The sequence below is a fragment of the Amycolatopsis sp. NPDC049691 genome (assembly GCF_040675005.1).
GTDB lineage: Bacteria > Actinomycetota > Actinomycetes > Mycobacteriales > Pseudonocardiaceae > Amycolatopsis.
In genome coordinates this window covers 37427-50661 of the sequence record NZ_JBFANX010000036.1, presented here as the reverse complement: position 1 = coordinate 50661, position 13235 = coordinate 37427, and the positions used below count along the sequence as shown (strand labels likewise).

At 67.2% G+C, this 13235-nt stretch carries 13 protein-coding genes; 9 read left to right on the top strand and 4 right to left on the bottom strand.

Features of this window, described 5'->3' with window-relative positions:
• Position 1 precedes the first annotated feature (1 nt).
• Genes AB0J40_RS45545 through AB0J40_RS45530 form a run of 4 tightly spaced genes read left to right on the top strand, consistent with a single transcriptional unit; the run spans position 2 to position 3880 of the window.
• Positions 2-1048: a VCBS repeat-containing protein gene (locus tag AB0J40_RS45545; protein ID WP_364466586.1), complete on the top strand. Its 1047-nt coding sequence runs from the start codon at positions 2-4 to the stop codon at positions 1046-1048.
• 13 nt (positions 1049-1061) lie between these two features.
• A complete protein-coding gene (locus tag AB0J40_RS45540) occupies positions 1062-2675 on the top strand; it encodes a hypothetical protein (RefSeq protein WP_364466584.1) in 1614 nt (537 codons plus the stop codon).
• Between the two features lie 15 nt (positions 2676-2690).
• Positions 2691-2936 carry a hypothetical protein gene (locus tag AB0J40_RS45535; RefSeq protein ID WP_364466582.1) on the top strand — a complete coding sequence of 82 codons (246 nt, stop codon included), beginning with the start codon at positions 2691-2693 and terminating at the stop codon, positions 2934-2936.
• On the top strand, positions 2933-3880 hold the full coding sequence (locus AB0J40_RS45530) for a glycoside hydrolase family 6 protein (RefSeq protein ID WP_364466580.1): 948 nt from the start codon (positions 2933-2935) through the stop codon (positions 3878-3880). Before AB0J40_RS45535 ends, AB0J40_RS45530 begins: the two co-directional genes overlap by 4 nt.
• Positions 3881-4279: 399 nt before the next feature.
• Here the strand turns inward: AB0J40_RS45530 and AB0J40_RS45525 are convergent, their stop codons facing one another.
• Entirely contained in the window at positions 4280-4945 is a 666-nt protein-coding gene (locus AB0J40_RS45525) for a hypothetical protein (protein ID WP_364466578.1), read from the bottom strand.
• 232 nt (positions 4946-5177) lie between these two features.
• Here AB0J40_RS45525 and AB0J40_RS45520 point away from each other — a divergent pair, with 232 nt between their 5' ends.
• Entirely contained in the window at positions 5178-6788 is a 1611-nt protein-coding gene (locus AB0J40_RS45520; RefSeq protein ID WP_364466576.1) for a fibronectin type III domain-containing protein, read from the top strand.
• Here AB0J40_RS45520 and AB0J40_RS45515 read toward each other — a convergent pair.
• Positions 6785-7714: a hypothetical protein gene (locus AB0J40_RS45515; protein WP_364466574.1), complete on the bottom strand. Its 930-nt coding sequence runs from the start codon at positions 7712-7714 to the stop codon at positions 6785-6787. The genes AB0J40_RS45520 and AB0J40_RS45515 overlap by 4 nt on opposite strands.
• A gap of 219 nt (positions 7715-7933) precedes the next feature.
• On the opposite strand from AB0J40_RS45515, the gene AB0J40_RS45510 reads away from it, so the two are divergent.
• From AB0J40_RS45510 to AB0J40_RS45495, 4 genes are all read left to right on the top strand, one after another.
• Positions 7934-8215, top strand: coding sequence for a hypothetical protein (locus tag AB0J40_RS45510; protein ID WP_364466614.1), 282 nt, complete (start codon positions 7934-7936; stop codon positions 8213-8215).
• Between the two features lie 123 nt (positions 8216-8338).
• Positions 8339-10264 carry a tetratricopeptide repeat protein gene (locus AB0J40_RS45505; protein WP_364466572.1) on the top strand — a complete coding sequence of 642 codons (1926 nt, stop codon included), beginning with the start codon at positions 8339-8341 and terminating at the stop codon, positions 10262-10264.
• Entirely contained in the window at positions 10240-10344 is a 105-nt protein-coding gene (locus tag AB0J40_RS45500) for a hypothetical protein (RefSeq protein WP_364466570.1), read from the top strand. Before AB0J40_RS45505 ends, AB0J40_RS45500 begins: the two co-directional genes overlap by 25 nt.
• A gap of 80 nt (positions 10345-10424) precedes the next feature.
• Positions 10425-10676, top strand: a complete 252-nt coding sequence (locus AB0J40_RS45495) for a hypothetical protein (protein WP_364466568.1) — start codon at positions 10425-10427, stop codon at positions 10674-10676.
• Between the two features lie 217 nt (positions 10677-10893).
• On the opposite strand, the gene AB0J40_RS45490 is transcribed toward AB0J40_RS45495, so the two are convergent.
• Both AB0J40_RS45490 and sfnG read right to left on the bottom strand, forming a co-directional pair.
• On the bottom strand, positions 10894-12069 hold the full coding sequence (locus tag AB0J40_RS45490; RefSeq protein WP_364466567.1) for an acyl-CoA dehydrogenase family protein: 1176 nt from the start codon (positions 12067-12069) through the stop codon (positions 10894-10896).
• Positions 12066-13196 (bottom strand): dimethylsulfone monooxygenase SfnG, encoded by a 1131-nt coding sequence (sfnG, locus tag AB0J40_RS45485; RefSeq protein WP_364466565.1) that lies wholly within the window; start codon positions 13194-13196, stop codon positions 12066-12068. Before sfnG ends, AB0J40_RS45490 begins: the two co-directional genes overlap by 4 nt.
• Positions 13197-13235 lie beyond the last annotated feature (39 nt).

Sequence of the window (13235 nt, the reverse complement as noted above, 5' to 3'; positions counted from 1 at the left end):
AATGAAACGAGTAAGCGCCATAGGTGTCGCCACCGCGCTCCTGATCGGCGCCGCGCCTGCCGTCACGCAAACAGCTTCCGCGGACTCGGCGGTCGTGCTACCGACGATCCCGGCTCACAGCGCACTGCGCACGTTGCTGTCTGCCTCCGCAGCCAGACACCCGGCCGGGAAGGCCGAGCGGAGAGCCGCCGTCGGCCGCGGGGACATCACCGGGGACGGCGTCGGCGACCTGGTCACGGTACAAAGTGGCAGCAACCGGATCGACGTCCACGCCGGCGTCCTCGGCGGTAGTCGCGCCTTCACCACGAGCACCGCCGTCGGCACGACCGGCGCCGACCGGACCTGGATCGGCCAAGGCGATCTCACCGGTGACGGCAACCGCGACCTCGCCACGCTCTCGACCGACGGCACCATGCGGATCTCGGTGCACAGTGGGACCTACAACGGCACCAGCACGTTCAACCCGGAGTTCACCTGGGCGACAGGCTGGGGCGCCGGGAGCCTCTTCACGCTCGTCGACTTCGTCGGCAAGGACCCGAACAATCCCACCGAACTCGACGGGCTAGCCGACATCCTCTTCCGCTACAGCGGGGACAACAGCTACTACCTCTACATCAACGAGGGACTCAACGCCAACGGCGTCCCACAGCTGGCCAATGCAGGCGCGCTCCTCAACTCCATGCAGGCAGTCACCTCCGTGTCGATCGCCGACGTCACGAACGACGGGTTCCCCGACCTCTACATGACCTTCACCGACGGCAGCGCACGACTGCTCGACATCTTCGCCGAACAAGACTCGTCCGGGGCCTGGCACGAGAAGTGGTACGTACTCCAGGCGACCGGAGCGACGAGCGCGGACGTCCACACCTTGGTCGACGTGACCGGTGACGGCCAACCCGACCTCGTCACGCGCGTGAAGGCGACCGGCGAGCTCCACTGCACGGCGCACGCGCCCGTGTGGAACCCCGGTGCTCCGTCGACCCTGTTCGACCCCGCCCGTGAACAGCTGCTCAGCAGCGGCTGGAACGGCTACCGGCTCGTCGCCTGAGAGGACTCCCGCCATGTTCGACCACCACGTCCAATCGCGTCTGGCACGCGGCAAGGACATGATCAAGAGCACGTTCTGGAGCCACTCCAACATCACGAGCGTGGGGGTGGGGGCTCGCAAGCGCAACGGCGAATGGACCGATGAGCCGGCAGTCACGGTCGGTGTCGTCAAGAAGCGGCGTCCGGGCTACCTGCGGGCCGACGAGATCCTGCCCGAGCGCATCGACATCGACGGTGTCAGCCACCGCGTCGATGTCGAGCAGGTCGGGCGGGTGACGATGTGCGGCCGGCAGGAGTTCCCCGGTCCCGGCCAGGACCCGAAAAGCACGTGGATGCTCACCGGCCGGGACCGGCCGCTCCGCCCGGCGGACAAGATCTCGAACAACACGACCCTCATCCGGTATCCCGACGGGAGCAGCACTTGGGAGTCAGGCACCCTGTCCTGCTTCGTCAAGGACGCGGCCGGCGTGGTGTACATGATGTCGAACTCCCACGTCCTGGTGAACCACGGGATCCTGCACAGTCCCGTGGACCCCAAGCCCGTGATCGGCGAGAAGATCTCGCAGCCCAACCCCGGCACTTCGGACGAGAACATCAACGTGGTGGCCGAACTGAGCAACTACGTCGATTTCAAGCACGGTCCCTTTGCTTCGAACACGATGGACGGCGCGATCGCACGCCTGTACGACCAGTCCGGCTGGGAGAACCGGTACCCCGGCGACCGCATGTCACCCCTCAGCTCGGCCAACAAGGCGATCGGCCTGTACTTCGCAAGCAACGACGACCACTCCCGCGGGTGGATCGTCCGCATCGAGCCGATGCTCCGGCAGTTCGGTGTCTCGATGATGGTCCCCGACTCCACCACCGACGTCACCGGCTATCAGATGTTCGACCCGATCGAGAAGGTCGGTGCGCGGACCGGGTACAGCTCCACCCAGATCGTCAACGTCATGGACTCCACGAAAGTCCGCATTTCGGCGTCGAACCTCAGCTACAGCTTCGACAACTTGATCGCCACCGAACGCATGGGCTGGGGTGGTGATTCCGGATCACTGGTCCGGCTCGGCGGTGACGGCATCACGCAGGTCATCCTCGAAAATGTCCCGAACAGCAGCTGCGGCACCTTCGACTCGGTCGGCACGATGTACGGCCTGCCGATCAGCAACGACATCCCGCTCGCCGACAACATCCGCGACAACTTCCTCGCCGAGACCAGGCTGGGCAGCCTCCTCACGCACCTCTTCTACCTGAATGCCGAGACCGTGACGACCCGGAGCCAGTCCTCTCCGACGTCCGCCAGTGAAAAAGCCGGCGCTCGAAGCCTCTACGGCAAGTACCGCAACTTCGTCGAGACGGTCATGGTCAATCCCCGCGACCCCTCCTACGTCGTCACTCAAGAACACCTCGACGACACGGCGCTGGCTATCAGCGGCGGCGAAATGCACATGTACCAGGCGGAGACGGACGCCCTGAACAGCATCTACACCAACGTCATCAAACGCACGCTCGGCATGCGCTACGACGACCTGATCGGATTCATGAACGATGACACCGTCTACCACTCGGTGTTGGATACCCTGAAAGGCGTGTCGACGATCGTCACCGAAGGCGTCGTCGGCGAAGGCTGACCAGCAAGGGGAACCATGACACCCGACCCGATGGCCGATCCGCCCGGTGAGGCCGACCAGGCCGCTCTGCGCGAACTCGTCCATCGCGACGCCGACCTGCACGGCGGCGGATTCACCTTCCGCGACGGCGAGTGGCTCATCTGGCTCGCCGTCGCGCGAGGCGAGTCGACAGCGGGCCGCCCCGCCGAATTCCGCGGCTACCGCATCGCCTGGGAAGCGACAGGTCCCTTCCACGCGGAGGCCACCGGAGGGACCGAATGACCACCATTCGACACGGTCATCGCGCCCTCCGCCGCCTGGCCCTGCTGCCTGTCTTTCTCCTGCTGGCTTCCTGCCAGGCGCCCGCCAGCACCCGTGACCCGCGCAGCACCACCAACCCGAAGCCACTGCTGAGCGAAACCCGTTTCTACCCCGACCCTGACAACCCTGCAGCCGAATGGTTGCGCACAGCGAATCCCTCGGATCCCGCCGCGGCGGCCGTCCGCGACCGCATCGCCGGCCACGTCGTCGGCCACGCGATCAACGCGCCGGCGGACCGGGTCACCACCGAAACCAGCCGGTACGTACAGGCGGCGGCCGCGGCCAATGCGAAACCGGTCCTACTCGCCGAAAGCGACAGCGCGGGCTCCTGCGCTCCTGATGCCCGCCACCGTTGGTTCGACGCCCTCGCGCGCGGAATCGCCGGTGTTCCCGCGCTGGTCATCGTCCGAGGCGGGACTGACTGCCCCGGCACCCGCGCCGCCCTCCTCGCCGACGGCGTCCACACCCTCCGATCCCCCACCAGCCTCCTACTTCTCGACGCCACCGGCGCCACCCCGCAAGACGCGATCACCCTGCTCGACGCCGCAGGCGTGCGCGACACCCTCGGCTTCACCCTCAACATCGGCCGCTACGCACCAGACCGCGAAATCGCGGCCGGCGCCACGACCATCCGCACCGGGCTCCAGGCCACAACCGGCCGCGACGACCTGCTCTTCCTGGTCGACACCAGCCGCAACGGCGGCACCACGCAGGGCACTTGCAATCCGGCTGGGGCCCACGTCGGTCCCTACAGCACCCTCAGCGCCGACCCCAGCCAGGCACAGAACCTCTGGCTCACCACCCCAGGCGTGTCCGACGGCCCCTGCGGCATCGCCTCACAAAGCCGCGCCGGCACATTCGAGCCGAATCTCGCCCTCGCGCTGACAACTCCAACGTCGGGCTAAATCCGACGCGAGCGCTCCTCTCGCAGAGGACGAGCGGCCTACACGTCGCCCGCTGCGAAGTCATCTGCAAGCAGCGGGACGCGTCTCGTGCTGCGCCGATGAATGAAGGGGCACGTCCCAGGACTGAGTCGATCTACAACCCCACGCTGAAGGTCGCCACCGACCTGCAGCTCGCAGTGATCCGCCTCTACACACAGCTGTTCGCGACATCTCTACGAGGGATGCGCGTTCACGCGTTCACCACAGCGCGTTCCCCGCCCATCAGCGCCACCTCGCCTTCGGCCACCCGGACTTGCACTTCGGCCACCACGCGCGAGCTGGCCGCACGGACTCCTGCTGATGAAGCAGGGCGCGCGGCCGCCGGGGCGAGCGGCCTTGGTCGCGGCCTCGCGAAAGCGATCAGGACGCCATGGGCACCGACGAGTCTTTCTCTCGCGGCTCCGGCTCCTTGCCGAGCACCGAGCGAAACTTCTCCGCCGTGTCGAGCTCCGAGACACATCTCCTGACGTAAGCGGGCGTGTACACGTAGTTCCGGTACGGCGCGCTGCAGACGCAGTACCGCGGATCGGTCCGTTCCGGCGGTTGCCCTTTTGCCGGACGGACACCGTGCGCCTTGCGCAACTTGATGAAGTCCGACCGGCTGAACTTGAACGGCAACTGATCTGCGATCGCTTGGGTAGCTTGTGCCGGAAGCATCTCGTCCTTCAGCGCGACATCCCGCAGCTTCTCCGCGACGACCACCGTCCCGGTCTTGGACTGCCCACGGATTCTCGCGAGGTCGGTCTCCGACAACTCGTCTTCTCGGACGAATGTCACAGCCAAGTCGGCATCAGACCACGAGCCCTTCATCGGAGTGAGCTGGATCCGATATACGAAGCGTTCGTCATCCCGTACAGACTGATCGAGCGCTCCCTCGAAGGTCGTGATGTAAGCGGATGCCGCGACCGAAATGCCGCGCCGAATTCTCCGCTGCTCCGCCTCGAAGTTGATCACCAACGCGTGGGCGTGCGCCGCGGTGGCGATCAACAGACCGGACTCGAACCTGTGCTCGATCTTGTTGCGCAACCCGATGAAGAACTCGTGGCCTCCGCCGTCATGCCGCGCACCTGCTCAACTCCGGCCGTCGAGACGAAACCCGATCCGACCGGCCAGTGTGCCCGCGGGGCGGCCGGGCGAGTGCGACAACGGTTACTGTTGCGACGCAACGGGCATAGTGCCTGGTGGCGCGGACATTCGTTCCGCACCGTTCACCGGCCCGTGGTGGCAAAGTGCCGCGGGAATGGACCACCGTGTGCGGATGACCGACGACGAAAAGATCTTCACCCACCACGTGAGCCGCCGAGGGTTCCTCACCGCCGCGGGTGCTGTGCTCGCCGCCGGGCCGCTCGCCGGTGTCGCCGACGCCGAGCCGTCCGCCGCCCCGGCCGCCGACCTCACCTCCGCTGCCGGCGACCCGGCGAAGATCCCCGCGGTCACCGGACTGCACCTGCAGTTCGGCGCGGACGCGGCCGCCGAGGTGGTGGTGTCGTGGCACGCGCTGCAGCCGACGCGCAACGCACGGGTGCTGCTCGGGCGCGCCGACGGCCGGTACGAACGTAGCGTGCCCGCGAAGACGGTCAGCTACACCGACGCCAAGTCCGGCCAGGTCGTCTACGCGTTCCACGCGTCTCTTCGCGGCCTTCAACCGGACAACGACTACGTTTACGCCGCCTTGCACGACGGCGCCGAGCCCGCGCTCGCGACGTTCCGCACCGCGCCGCGCGGGCGCGGGAAGTTCACCTTCACCAGCTTCGGTGACCAGGGCACCCCGACGCTCGGCAAGCGCTACGTGCCCCCGGCCGGTGTCACGCTGCCGAACCCGCCGCTGGTCAACGACAACCTGGGTTCGCCGGCCGCGGGCGACACCACTGCCGGCGTCGAGCGCGTCCGGCCGCTGTTCCACCTGTTCAACGGCGACCTCTGCTACGCCAACCTGGCGACCGACCGGGTGCGGACCTGGTGGGACTTCTGGACCAACAACAGCCGCAGCGCGCGCAACCGGCCCTGGATGCCGGCCGCCGGCAACCACGAGAACGAGCTGGGCAACGGCCCCATCGGCTACGCCGCCTACCAGACGTACTTCTCCGTCCCTCCGGCCTCCGGCCAGACCGACGTCACCCGCGGCCTCTGGTACTCCTTCACCGTCGGCTCGGTGCGGGTGATCAGCCTCGCCAACGACGACATCTGCTACCAGGACGGCGGCAACTCCTACGTCCGCGGCTACTCCGGCGGCGCGCAAAAGGCGTGGTTGGAACGCGAGCTGGCGGCCGCGCGAGCCGACCGCGGCATCGACTGGGTGGTCGTGTGCATGCACCAGGTCGCGATCAGCACCGCCGACCAGTTCAACGGCGCCGACCTCGGCATCCGCGAGGAGTGGGTGCCGCTGTTCGACCGCTACGGCGTCGACCTGGTCGTGTGCGGCCACGAGCACCACTACGAGCGGTCGCACCCGATCCGCGGCGCGGCACCCACCCCGACACGCACCCCGGTGCCGGCGTCGACCCGCACCGACGTCGTCGACACCACGAAGGGCACCGTCCACATGGTCCTCGGGGGCGGCGGCACGTCGGCGCCGTCGAACCAGCTGTTCTTCACCCCGCCCCGCTGCCGGGTGATCACCAAGGTCGGCGACCCGGACCCGAATACCGGCAAGCGCCCACCGGTGTACGTCACCGAGGACGCCCCCTGGTCGGCCGTGCGCGACGCGGCGAACTCCTACGGCTTCGCGGCCTTCACCGTCGACCCCGGCACCCGCCGCGGCGGGATGACGACGATGCGGGTGACCTACTACGACGTCGTCGGCCCGGACGGCGCCCTGAAGCCATTCGAGACCTTCACACTGCAACGACCGCGCTCGGACGCCCGCTAGCCGAGCCGGATCACGATGCCGGTGAGTCCACTGAGGACGCTCGCCACCCCGGCCCGGACGGCCGCGTCCGCGCGGGCTGGGGTGAACGACGCCGGGTCGTAGCCCGTGGACGTGCCCAGCCCGTCGCCGCGGAACGACGCTCCCGGCCAGTTCGCGGCCGTGACGTTCGCCGTCGGCTCGGCCAGCTCGGCGCCCAGCACGAGGAACTGGCGGTCGAGGTGGTTGGCCGTGACCAGGGCCAGCGGGTCGACGAGGTCCTTCCCGGCGGTGACGATCAGGTCCGGCGCCAGTCGCACGGCCTCGCTGATGCTGTCGGTGAACCGGCTGGGGTCCGCGGCGGTGACGGTCTTGAGGCTGACGCCCTCCTGCCGGGCCCACTCGGTCACCGCGGCCGCGAGCGTCCGGGTCGGCTGGTCGTCGCCCGCGGTGAGCAGCACCACGCGGTAGCCCGGCGACGGCCGGACGCCGTCCCAGGAGCCGGGGCTCGGCGTGATCGTCGCCTCCGGGGTGGGCGACGTCGTGACGGCCGCCCGGTAGGCGGCGATCCTGATCCGCAGGCCGCGCAGGTGGACGAGATCGATGGCGAACGTCGAGGCAGGCCGGTACCCGGCGGCCGGCTCGCCGGTCCGGCACGGACCGGTGATGTAGACGAACCCGTCGTCCGGGTCGTGCCGCGGCGCCGACCAGACCGCGGCGTCCCCGGCCCCGCTGTCGCCGCTCCGGGCCCGGGCCAGCCAGTAGACCGGCAGCTTCAGCACCTCGCCCAGTGCCTCGTCGAACGAGGCGAGGTCGGTTTCGGCGATCGCGAGGCCGCGTTGGCTCCACACCCTCGGCGCCCAGTAGCCGCTGGCGGAGGCGTGAGTGAACATCGCGGTGTCACCGGACGCCGTGATCGTCCAGTCGGCCACGGTGGTGAGGGTCGGCATGGCGGCTCCCTGCGGTCGCGGCCCCCAGGTTCGGCACACCGTAGTGGATCATGACCATCCAGCGACACCGCCAGCGGCACGCGGATAATGCGCCGACCTGCCGGACGCACGCCGAAACCCGAGGTCAGCGGCGTGCGCGCGACCACCATGGCAGACGTTGTTAACCTGAGATTCATCCATGGATCACCGAGTGAGGGCACCCGCGCGAGGGTGGTGAACGTGCACGAGGAACAGCCAGTAGAGCTCATCCCCCGATCGGTGAACGAGCTCGGCACCGACCCGGCCTGGACGATCACCCGCACCGGCACGACCGGGCAATGGCTCACCGCCGAGCGGGTCGTGGAACAAAACGGGCACCGGCGGCTCATCGGCCTGACCCCCATCCGACCCGGCGTCGTCGCCCTCATGCTTTGGTCCGACGGTGAGGTCGTCGAGCACGTCCGGACCACCGAAGCCGAAGCCTGCGCACAAGCACACCGGTGGGCCGCGGAGCCTCGCTGACGGCGATGGCAACCCGTTCAGCGGTTCAGCCGATGCGAGTAGGCCGGGTGGGTCGTTCTCTCGCTTGAGAAGCTTGCCAGTGTGCCGGTGTGCGAACCTTGCGCAGGGCGGAGGAGGACGGACGTGGGCAAGCAGTGGCTTCGACCGCCGAGCCAGAGGCTCGTCGCGGCGGTACTGGTCGGACTGCTCGTTTTCGCCGCCGGGCTCGCGCTCGTGCAGAAGTGGCAGGGTGCTGCCTGGTGGCTGGTGGCCGCGGCAGCCGCGTTGGCCGCTGTGGTGAGCGGCATCGGGCCGGTTTGGCAGCGGGCTCGCGAACAGAACAAGTCCGGAAGAGCGGTGATCCGGCGGAGCGTCAGCTCTTCCGAAAGAACCATCGGTGCCTTGAGCCACAGAGAACTGCGCATCCACACCGCTGTGATCGACGTGCCGTACCTACCGCGATCCTCGAAGGAGCGCGAGGTGGCAGAACACCTCCGTGCGCGTCGGCCGGTCCTCCTCGTCGGGGCATCCATGGTGGGTAAAACACGACTGGCCGCCACAGTCGTCGAAGAAGTGCTCCCAGAGGCGCCGGTGTTGCTGCCCGACAGTCCGACGGCGTTGAGCGACCTCGACAAGGCCGACATCCTCATTCGCAACCAAGTCATCTGGTTGGACGACCTGGAACGTTTCCTGTCCAGCGATGGCATCAGCGCTGGGCTCATGCGACGGCTCTCCGCCTCGAACTGGCTGGTGGCTACGTTGCGCGCGAACGAGTGGGACAAGCGCCAACCCACCAACCAGCTGCGCCCACCGGAGTGGGATGTGTTGTGCCACTTCGAAGTAGTGACTATCGACCGCGAACGCGACCGGCCGACCGAAGAAGACTTGTGTCGGGCGTTTCCCGACCAGGATGTTCGCGAACGAGTCACTCGTATCGGCATCGGCGAGTACGCCGCGGCCGCGCAGTTCGTCCGCAATCGGCTCGAGGCCGGCCCGGATGCCAGTCCGACCGGTTATGCCCTGGTAGTCGGTGCTGCAAATTGGTCACGAGTCGGGACAACCCAGCCAGTTCCCGAGGAGCTGCTACCGAAGCTCGCCTTACCGCACTTGAACGACCGCCAACAGGCTGACCTGGCTGACGAGGACAAGTATTCCGCCGCTCTCACGTGGGCCACTCAAGAGATCAACCCTACCGTATCGCTGCTGGAATCAACCAACAGGTCCTACCGCGTCTACGACTATGCCTTGGAGCTGCTCTCGAAAGGCGAGACCCCTATCCCTCTTACCACCTGGCAGCACGCCATCGATTTGTCCGATGACCAGGAAGAGCTGACATCAATCGGTTACCAAGCCGAGGTCACGCATACGCTGTCGGATATAGCCGAACAGGCATGGCGAAAGGCGGTCGCGTTGGGGAGCGCAACGGCCATGTTCAGCCTGGGGTTCGTATCGAACGGCCGAGGTGAATTGGCCGAGGCCGAACACTGGTACCGCCAAGCCGCCGACAACGGCCACACAGACGCCATGAACAACCTCGGCCTGCTACTGAAAACCCGCGGTGAGCTGGACGAGGGTGAACGCTGGTACCGCCAAGCCGCCGACAACGGCCACACCCTGGCCGCGTACAACCTCGGCACCTTATCGCAACAACGGGGCGATCTGGTCGAAGCCGAACAATGGTACCGTCAAGCCGTCGAAGGAGATAGCGTAGGAGCCACTGTCGATGCTGACACTGGCGCCAACGCCAAGTTCAGTGCCATGAACAACCTCGGTATCGTGCACCAACTGCAGGGCGACCTGGTGGAGGCCGAACACTGGTACCGTCAAGCCGCCGACGTGGGCCACACCGGAGCGATGAACAACCTCGGCGTGCTATTTCCGACCGGGGCGAACAGGTCGAAGCCGAACGCTGGTACCGCCGCGCCGCTGACGCCGGGGACATCAGCGGCATGTTCAACCTCGGTGGTTCACTGGAGGATCGAGGTGAGCCGGCCGAGGTCGAGCACTGGTACCGAAGAGCCGCCGCCGCTGACGACACCGACGCCATGTTCAACCTCAGTGGACTGCTGAAAGACCGAGGCGAACTGGCCGAGGCCGAGCAGTGGTATCGAAAAGCCACCGACGACAACTCCCAGGCCGAGACAGACTGATCCGACTACCAGAGAACCGCCGCGGTATATCGTGCGAAGTCGCGATTCAGGACGTGAAACAGATCCCTTGACAACGCCACTTGATCACGACCGAGTCTTCGAACGACGCAAAATCCAAGTCGGCCCGTCGGCCGATCGCGAGACCCACATTGCCTGCGGCGCGCACGCGCTTAGCGCGAGGTTCCATCGCCGCCGCCCCGCTCATCGCCACTGTGCTGTACGCGCTGTGGATGCGCTCCGGCCAGCTCCGCGGCATCCGTACGGTCGCCGCCGAAGCCGGACAAGAGGACATCGACGACGAGCAAGGACATTCCGCGGTGCGGCCGGAGTAAAGTCACCCCTGGTGTGTCGGGAAGCCTGGTCGGCGCGACAGTCCTGCGCGCGAAACGAGGCTTCCCATGACCATCGACGCTGTCGGCCTGACCAAGAGGTCACTGGTTCAATCCCGGTATCGCGCGCCACCATCGAAGCCCCGCTCCTCCTCGCCAGGAGCGGGGCTTCGGTCGTCAGACGGCGAGGAAACGGCGACGGCCCCGCCTCGACCTGTCCTCAGGTGTACCAAGTCGGAGTCGGGTACTCGCCCAGCAACGCGTACGCGCCCACCTCGCGGCGCTTGTACGGCAGCGGGTCGTGCAGCGAATGGGTCCGCAGGTTGCGCCAGAAGCGGTCCAGGCCGTACTTCGACGCGCTCGCCCGGGCTCCGGTCAGCTCGAAGATCTTCGTCGCGATCTCCAGGCCGGTGTCCACCGTGCGCTGCTTGGCCGCGGCGATCAGCACCGCCACCTCGCCGCGGGCCTCCGGCGTGAGTTCCTCGCGTGGTGCGTGCAGCACCCGCGAGATCGCCGCGCCCGCCTTGTCGGCCAGGGCTTCCGCGGCCCACAGCTTCGCCTGCAGGTCACCGTAGCCGTCGAGGATGTACCACTCCTCCGAGGCGGCCTGCTTGTCGTCGCCGCCGTAGGGCCAGGCCCGGGTCCGGTCCCTGGTGTACGCCAGCGCCGTCTCCAGTGCTCCCTGCGCGATCCCTAGGTAGAAGTTCGTGAAGACGAGCTGGATGGCCGGCACGTTGAGGGTGTTGTAGACGAGCGGCCGGAACTTCCGGTCGACGTACCCGGCGGCCGACGCCCACGGCACCCGCACGTTGTCGATCGTCACGCTGCCGGATTCGGTGAGGCGCTGGCCGATGTTGTCCCAGTCGTCGTGGAAGGTGATGCCTTCCTGCTGCGATGGGACGATGGCGAAGATGTGGTCTTCGGTTCCTTCGAGGACACCTTCCAGCACGGTGAGATCGGAAACCCTGCTGCCGGTGGAAAACGACTTGTGTCCGTTGTAGACGATCGAGTCGCCGTCCTCGGTGATCGTCAGGTCGGAGTCGCGCGGGTTCACCGCGCCGCCGAAGAACAGGTTGCCGGTGGTGTAGAGCTCCTCGACGGTGGCCACCTGCTCGTCGGTGGCCACCAGCCGCGCCGCCCAGGCCCACAGGTAGTGGTAGCCCAGCAGCTGGCCGATCGAACCGTCGGCCTTGGCGATCTCGCGGATCACCCGGTACGCGGTGTCCCAGGTCTGCCCGCCGCCGCCGTGCTCGGTGGGGCCGAGCAGGGTGACCAGCCCGTTGTCCTTCAGCAGCTGGACTTCCTGGTACGGGGTTTCGCCACGGTGGTCGCGTTCGACGGCGTCGACGGCGAGTTTGGCGGCGACCTCGCGGGCTCGTTCGATCCAGTCGGTCATGCCGGGCTCCTCACGGGTTCGGGGGTTGCGGCGCTGTGGTCGAGGTCCTTTTCCAGTTCCCTGACGATCGGCAGGACGTGCTTGCCGAAGTACTCGACCTCCTCCTGGAAGTGCAGGAAGCCGAGCAGCAGCAGGCTCGCGCCCCGCCGCTTGTATTCGATGGCGCGTTCGGCGATCTGCTCCGGGGTGCCGATGAGCCGGGTGCGGAAGCCGTCGTTGTACTGCACGAGATCGGCGAAGTCCGAATCCGCCCACATGCCCTTCTTGTCCGCGGTCGAGTTGCCGGCCTGCTGCACGGCGGAGCGGAAGCCCTCGACCGCTTCCACATTGGCCTTGGCGACGATCTCCCGCAACACGTCCCGCGCTTCGGACTCGCTTTCGCGGGCGATCACGAACCCGTTCAAGCCGAATCGCACGGCGTGGTCGTTTTCGGCGGCGTAGCCGCGGACCTCGGCCACCTGCTCGCTGAACCCGTCGTAGTCCTTGCCGTTGCTGAAGTACCAGTCCGACACGCGGCCGGCCAGCTTGCGCGCGGCGGTGGAGTTCCCGCCCTGGAAGATCTCGGGATGCGGGCGGCCCTCGGCCGAGTGCGGCTTCGGTTTGATGTCGAAATCGTGGATGCGGTAGAAGTCGCCGGAGAACTCGGCGTGGTCGTTCGTCCACAGCTCCTTGAGCACGCGGATGAACTCTTCGGACCGGCGGTAGCGCTCGTCGTGCTCCAGCCACGGTTCACCCAGCCCGGTGAACTCGTCCTTGAACCAGCCGCTGACGACGTTCACCGCGGCCCGGCCACCGGAGAGGACGTCCGCGCTGGCCAGGAACTTGGCGAGCACACCGGGCTGCCAAAGGCCCGGGTGCACGGCCGCGATGACTTTCAGCCGCTGCGTCGCCAGCAGGAGGGCGAGGCTGAAGCCGGTCGATTCGTGTTGGTAGGCGGCACCGTAGCTGGCGGTGTAGCGCACCTGCGTGAGGGCGTATTCGAAACCGTTTTCCTCCGCGATGACCGCGAGATCCCGGTTGTATTCGTACCCCCAGTCGGTGCGCTGTTCGATATCGCTGGTGACGAGTCCGCCACTGACGTTCGGTACCCAATAGGCGAATTTCAGAGGTTCGTGGAGCTGGGTCATGATCGGCAGGGTGGGGCACGGCGCCCGCGCACGGCAACG

Excerpts from the sequence above, each read along its gene's own strand:
- AB0J40_RS45545 (WP_364466586.1), top strand. The coding sequence starts at position 2 with ATGAAACGAGTAAGCGCCATAGGTGTCGCCACCGCGCTCCTGATCGGC.
- AB0J40_RS45540 (WP_364466584.1), top strand. The coding sequence starts at position 1,062 with ATGTTCGACCACCACGTCCAATCGCGTCTGGCACGCGGCAAGGACATG.
- AB0J40_RS45535 (WP_364466582.1), top strand. The coding sequence starts at position 2,691 with ATGACACCCGACCCGATGGCCGATCCGCCCGGTGAGGCCGACCAGGCC.
- AB0J40_RS45530 (WP_364466580.1), top strand. The coding sequence starts at position 2,933 with ATGACCACCATTCGACACGGTCATCGCGCCCTCCGCCGCCTGGCCCTG.
- AB0J40_RS45520 (WP_364466576.1), top strand. The coding sequence starts at position 5,178 with ATGACCGACGACGAAAAGATCTTCACCCACCACGTGAGCCGCCGAGGG.
- AB0J40_RS45515 (WP_364466574.1), bottom strand. The coding sequence starts at position 7,714 with ATGCCGACCCTCACCACCGTGGCCGACTGGACGATCACGGCGTCCGGT.
- AB0J40_RS45500 (WP_364466570.1), top strand. The coding sequence starts at position 10,240 with ATGTTCAACCTCAGTGGACTGCTGAAAGACCGAGGCGAACTGGCCGAG.
- AB0J40_RS45490 (WP_364466567.1), bottom strand. The coding sequence starts at position 12,069 with ATGACCGACTGGATCGAACGAGCCCGCGAGGTCGCCGCCAAACTCGCC.
- sfnG (WP_364466565.1), bottom strand. The coding sequence starts at position 13,196 with ATGACCCAGCTCCACGAACCTCTGAAATTCGCCTATTGGGTACCGAAC.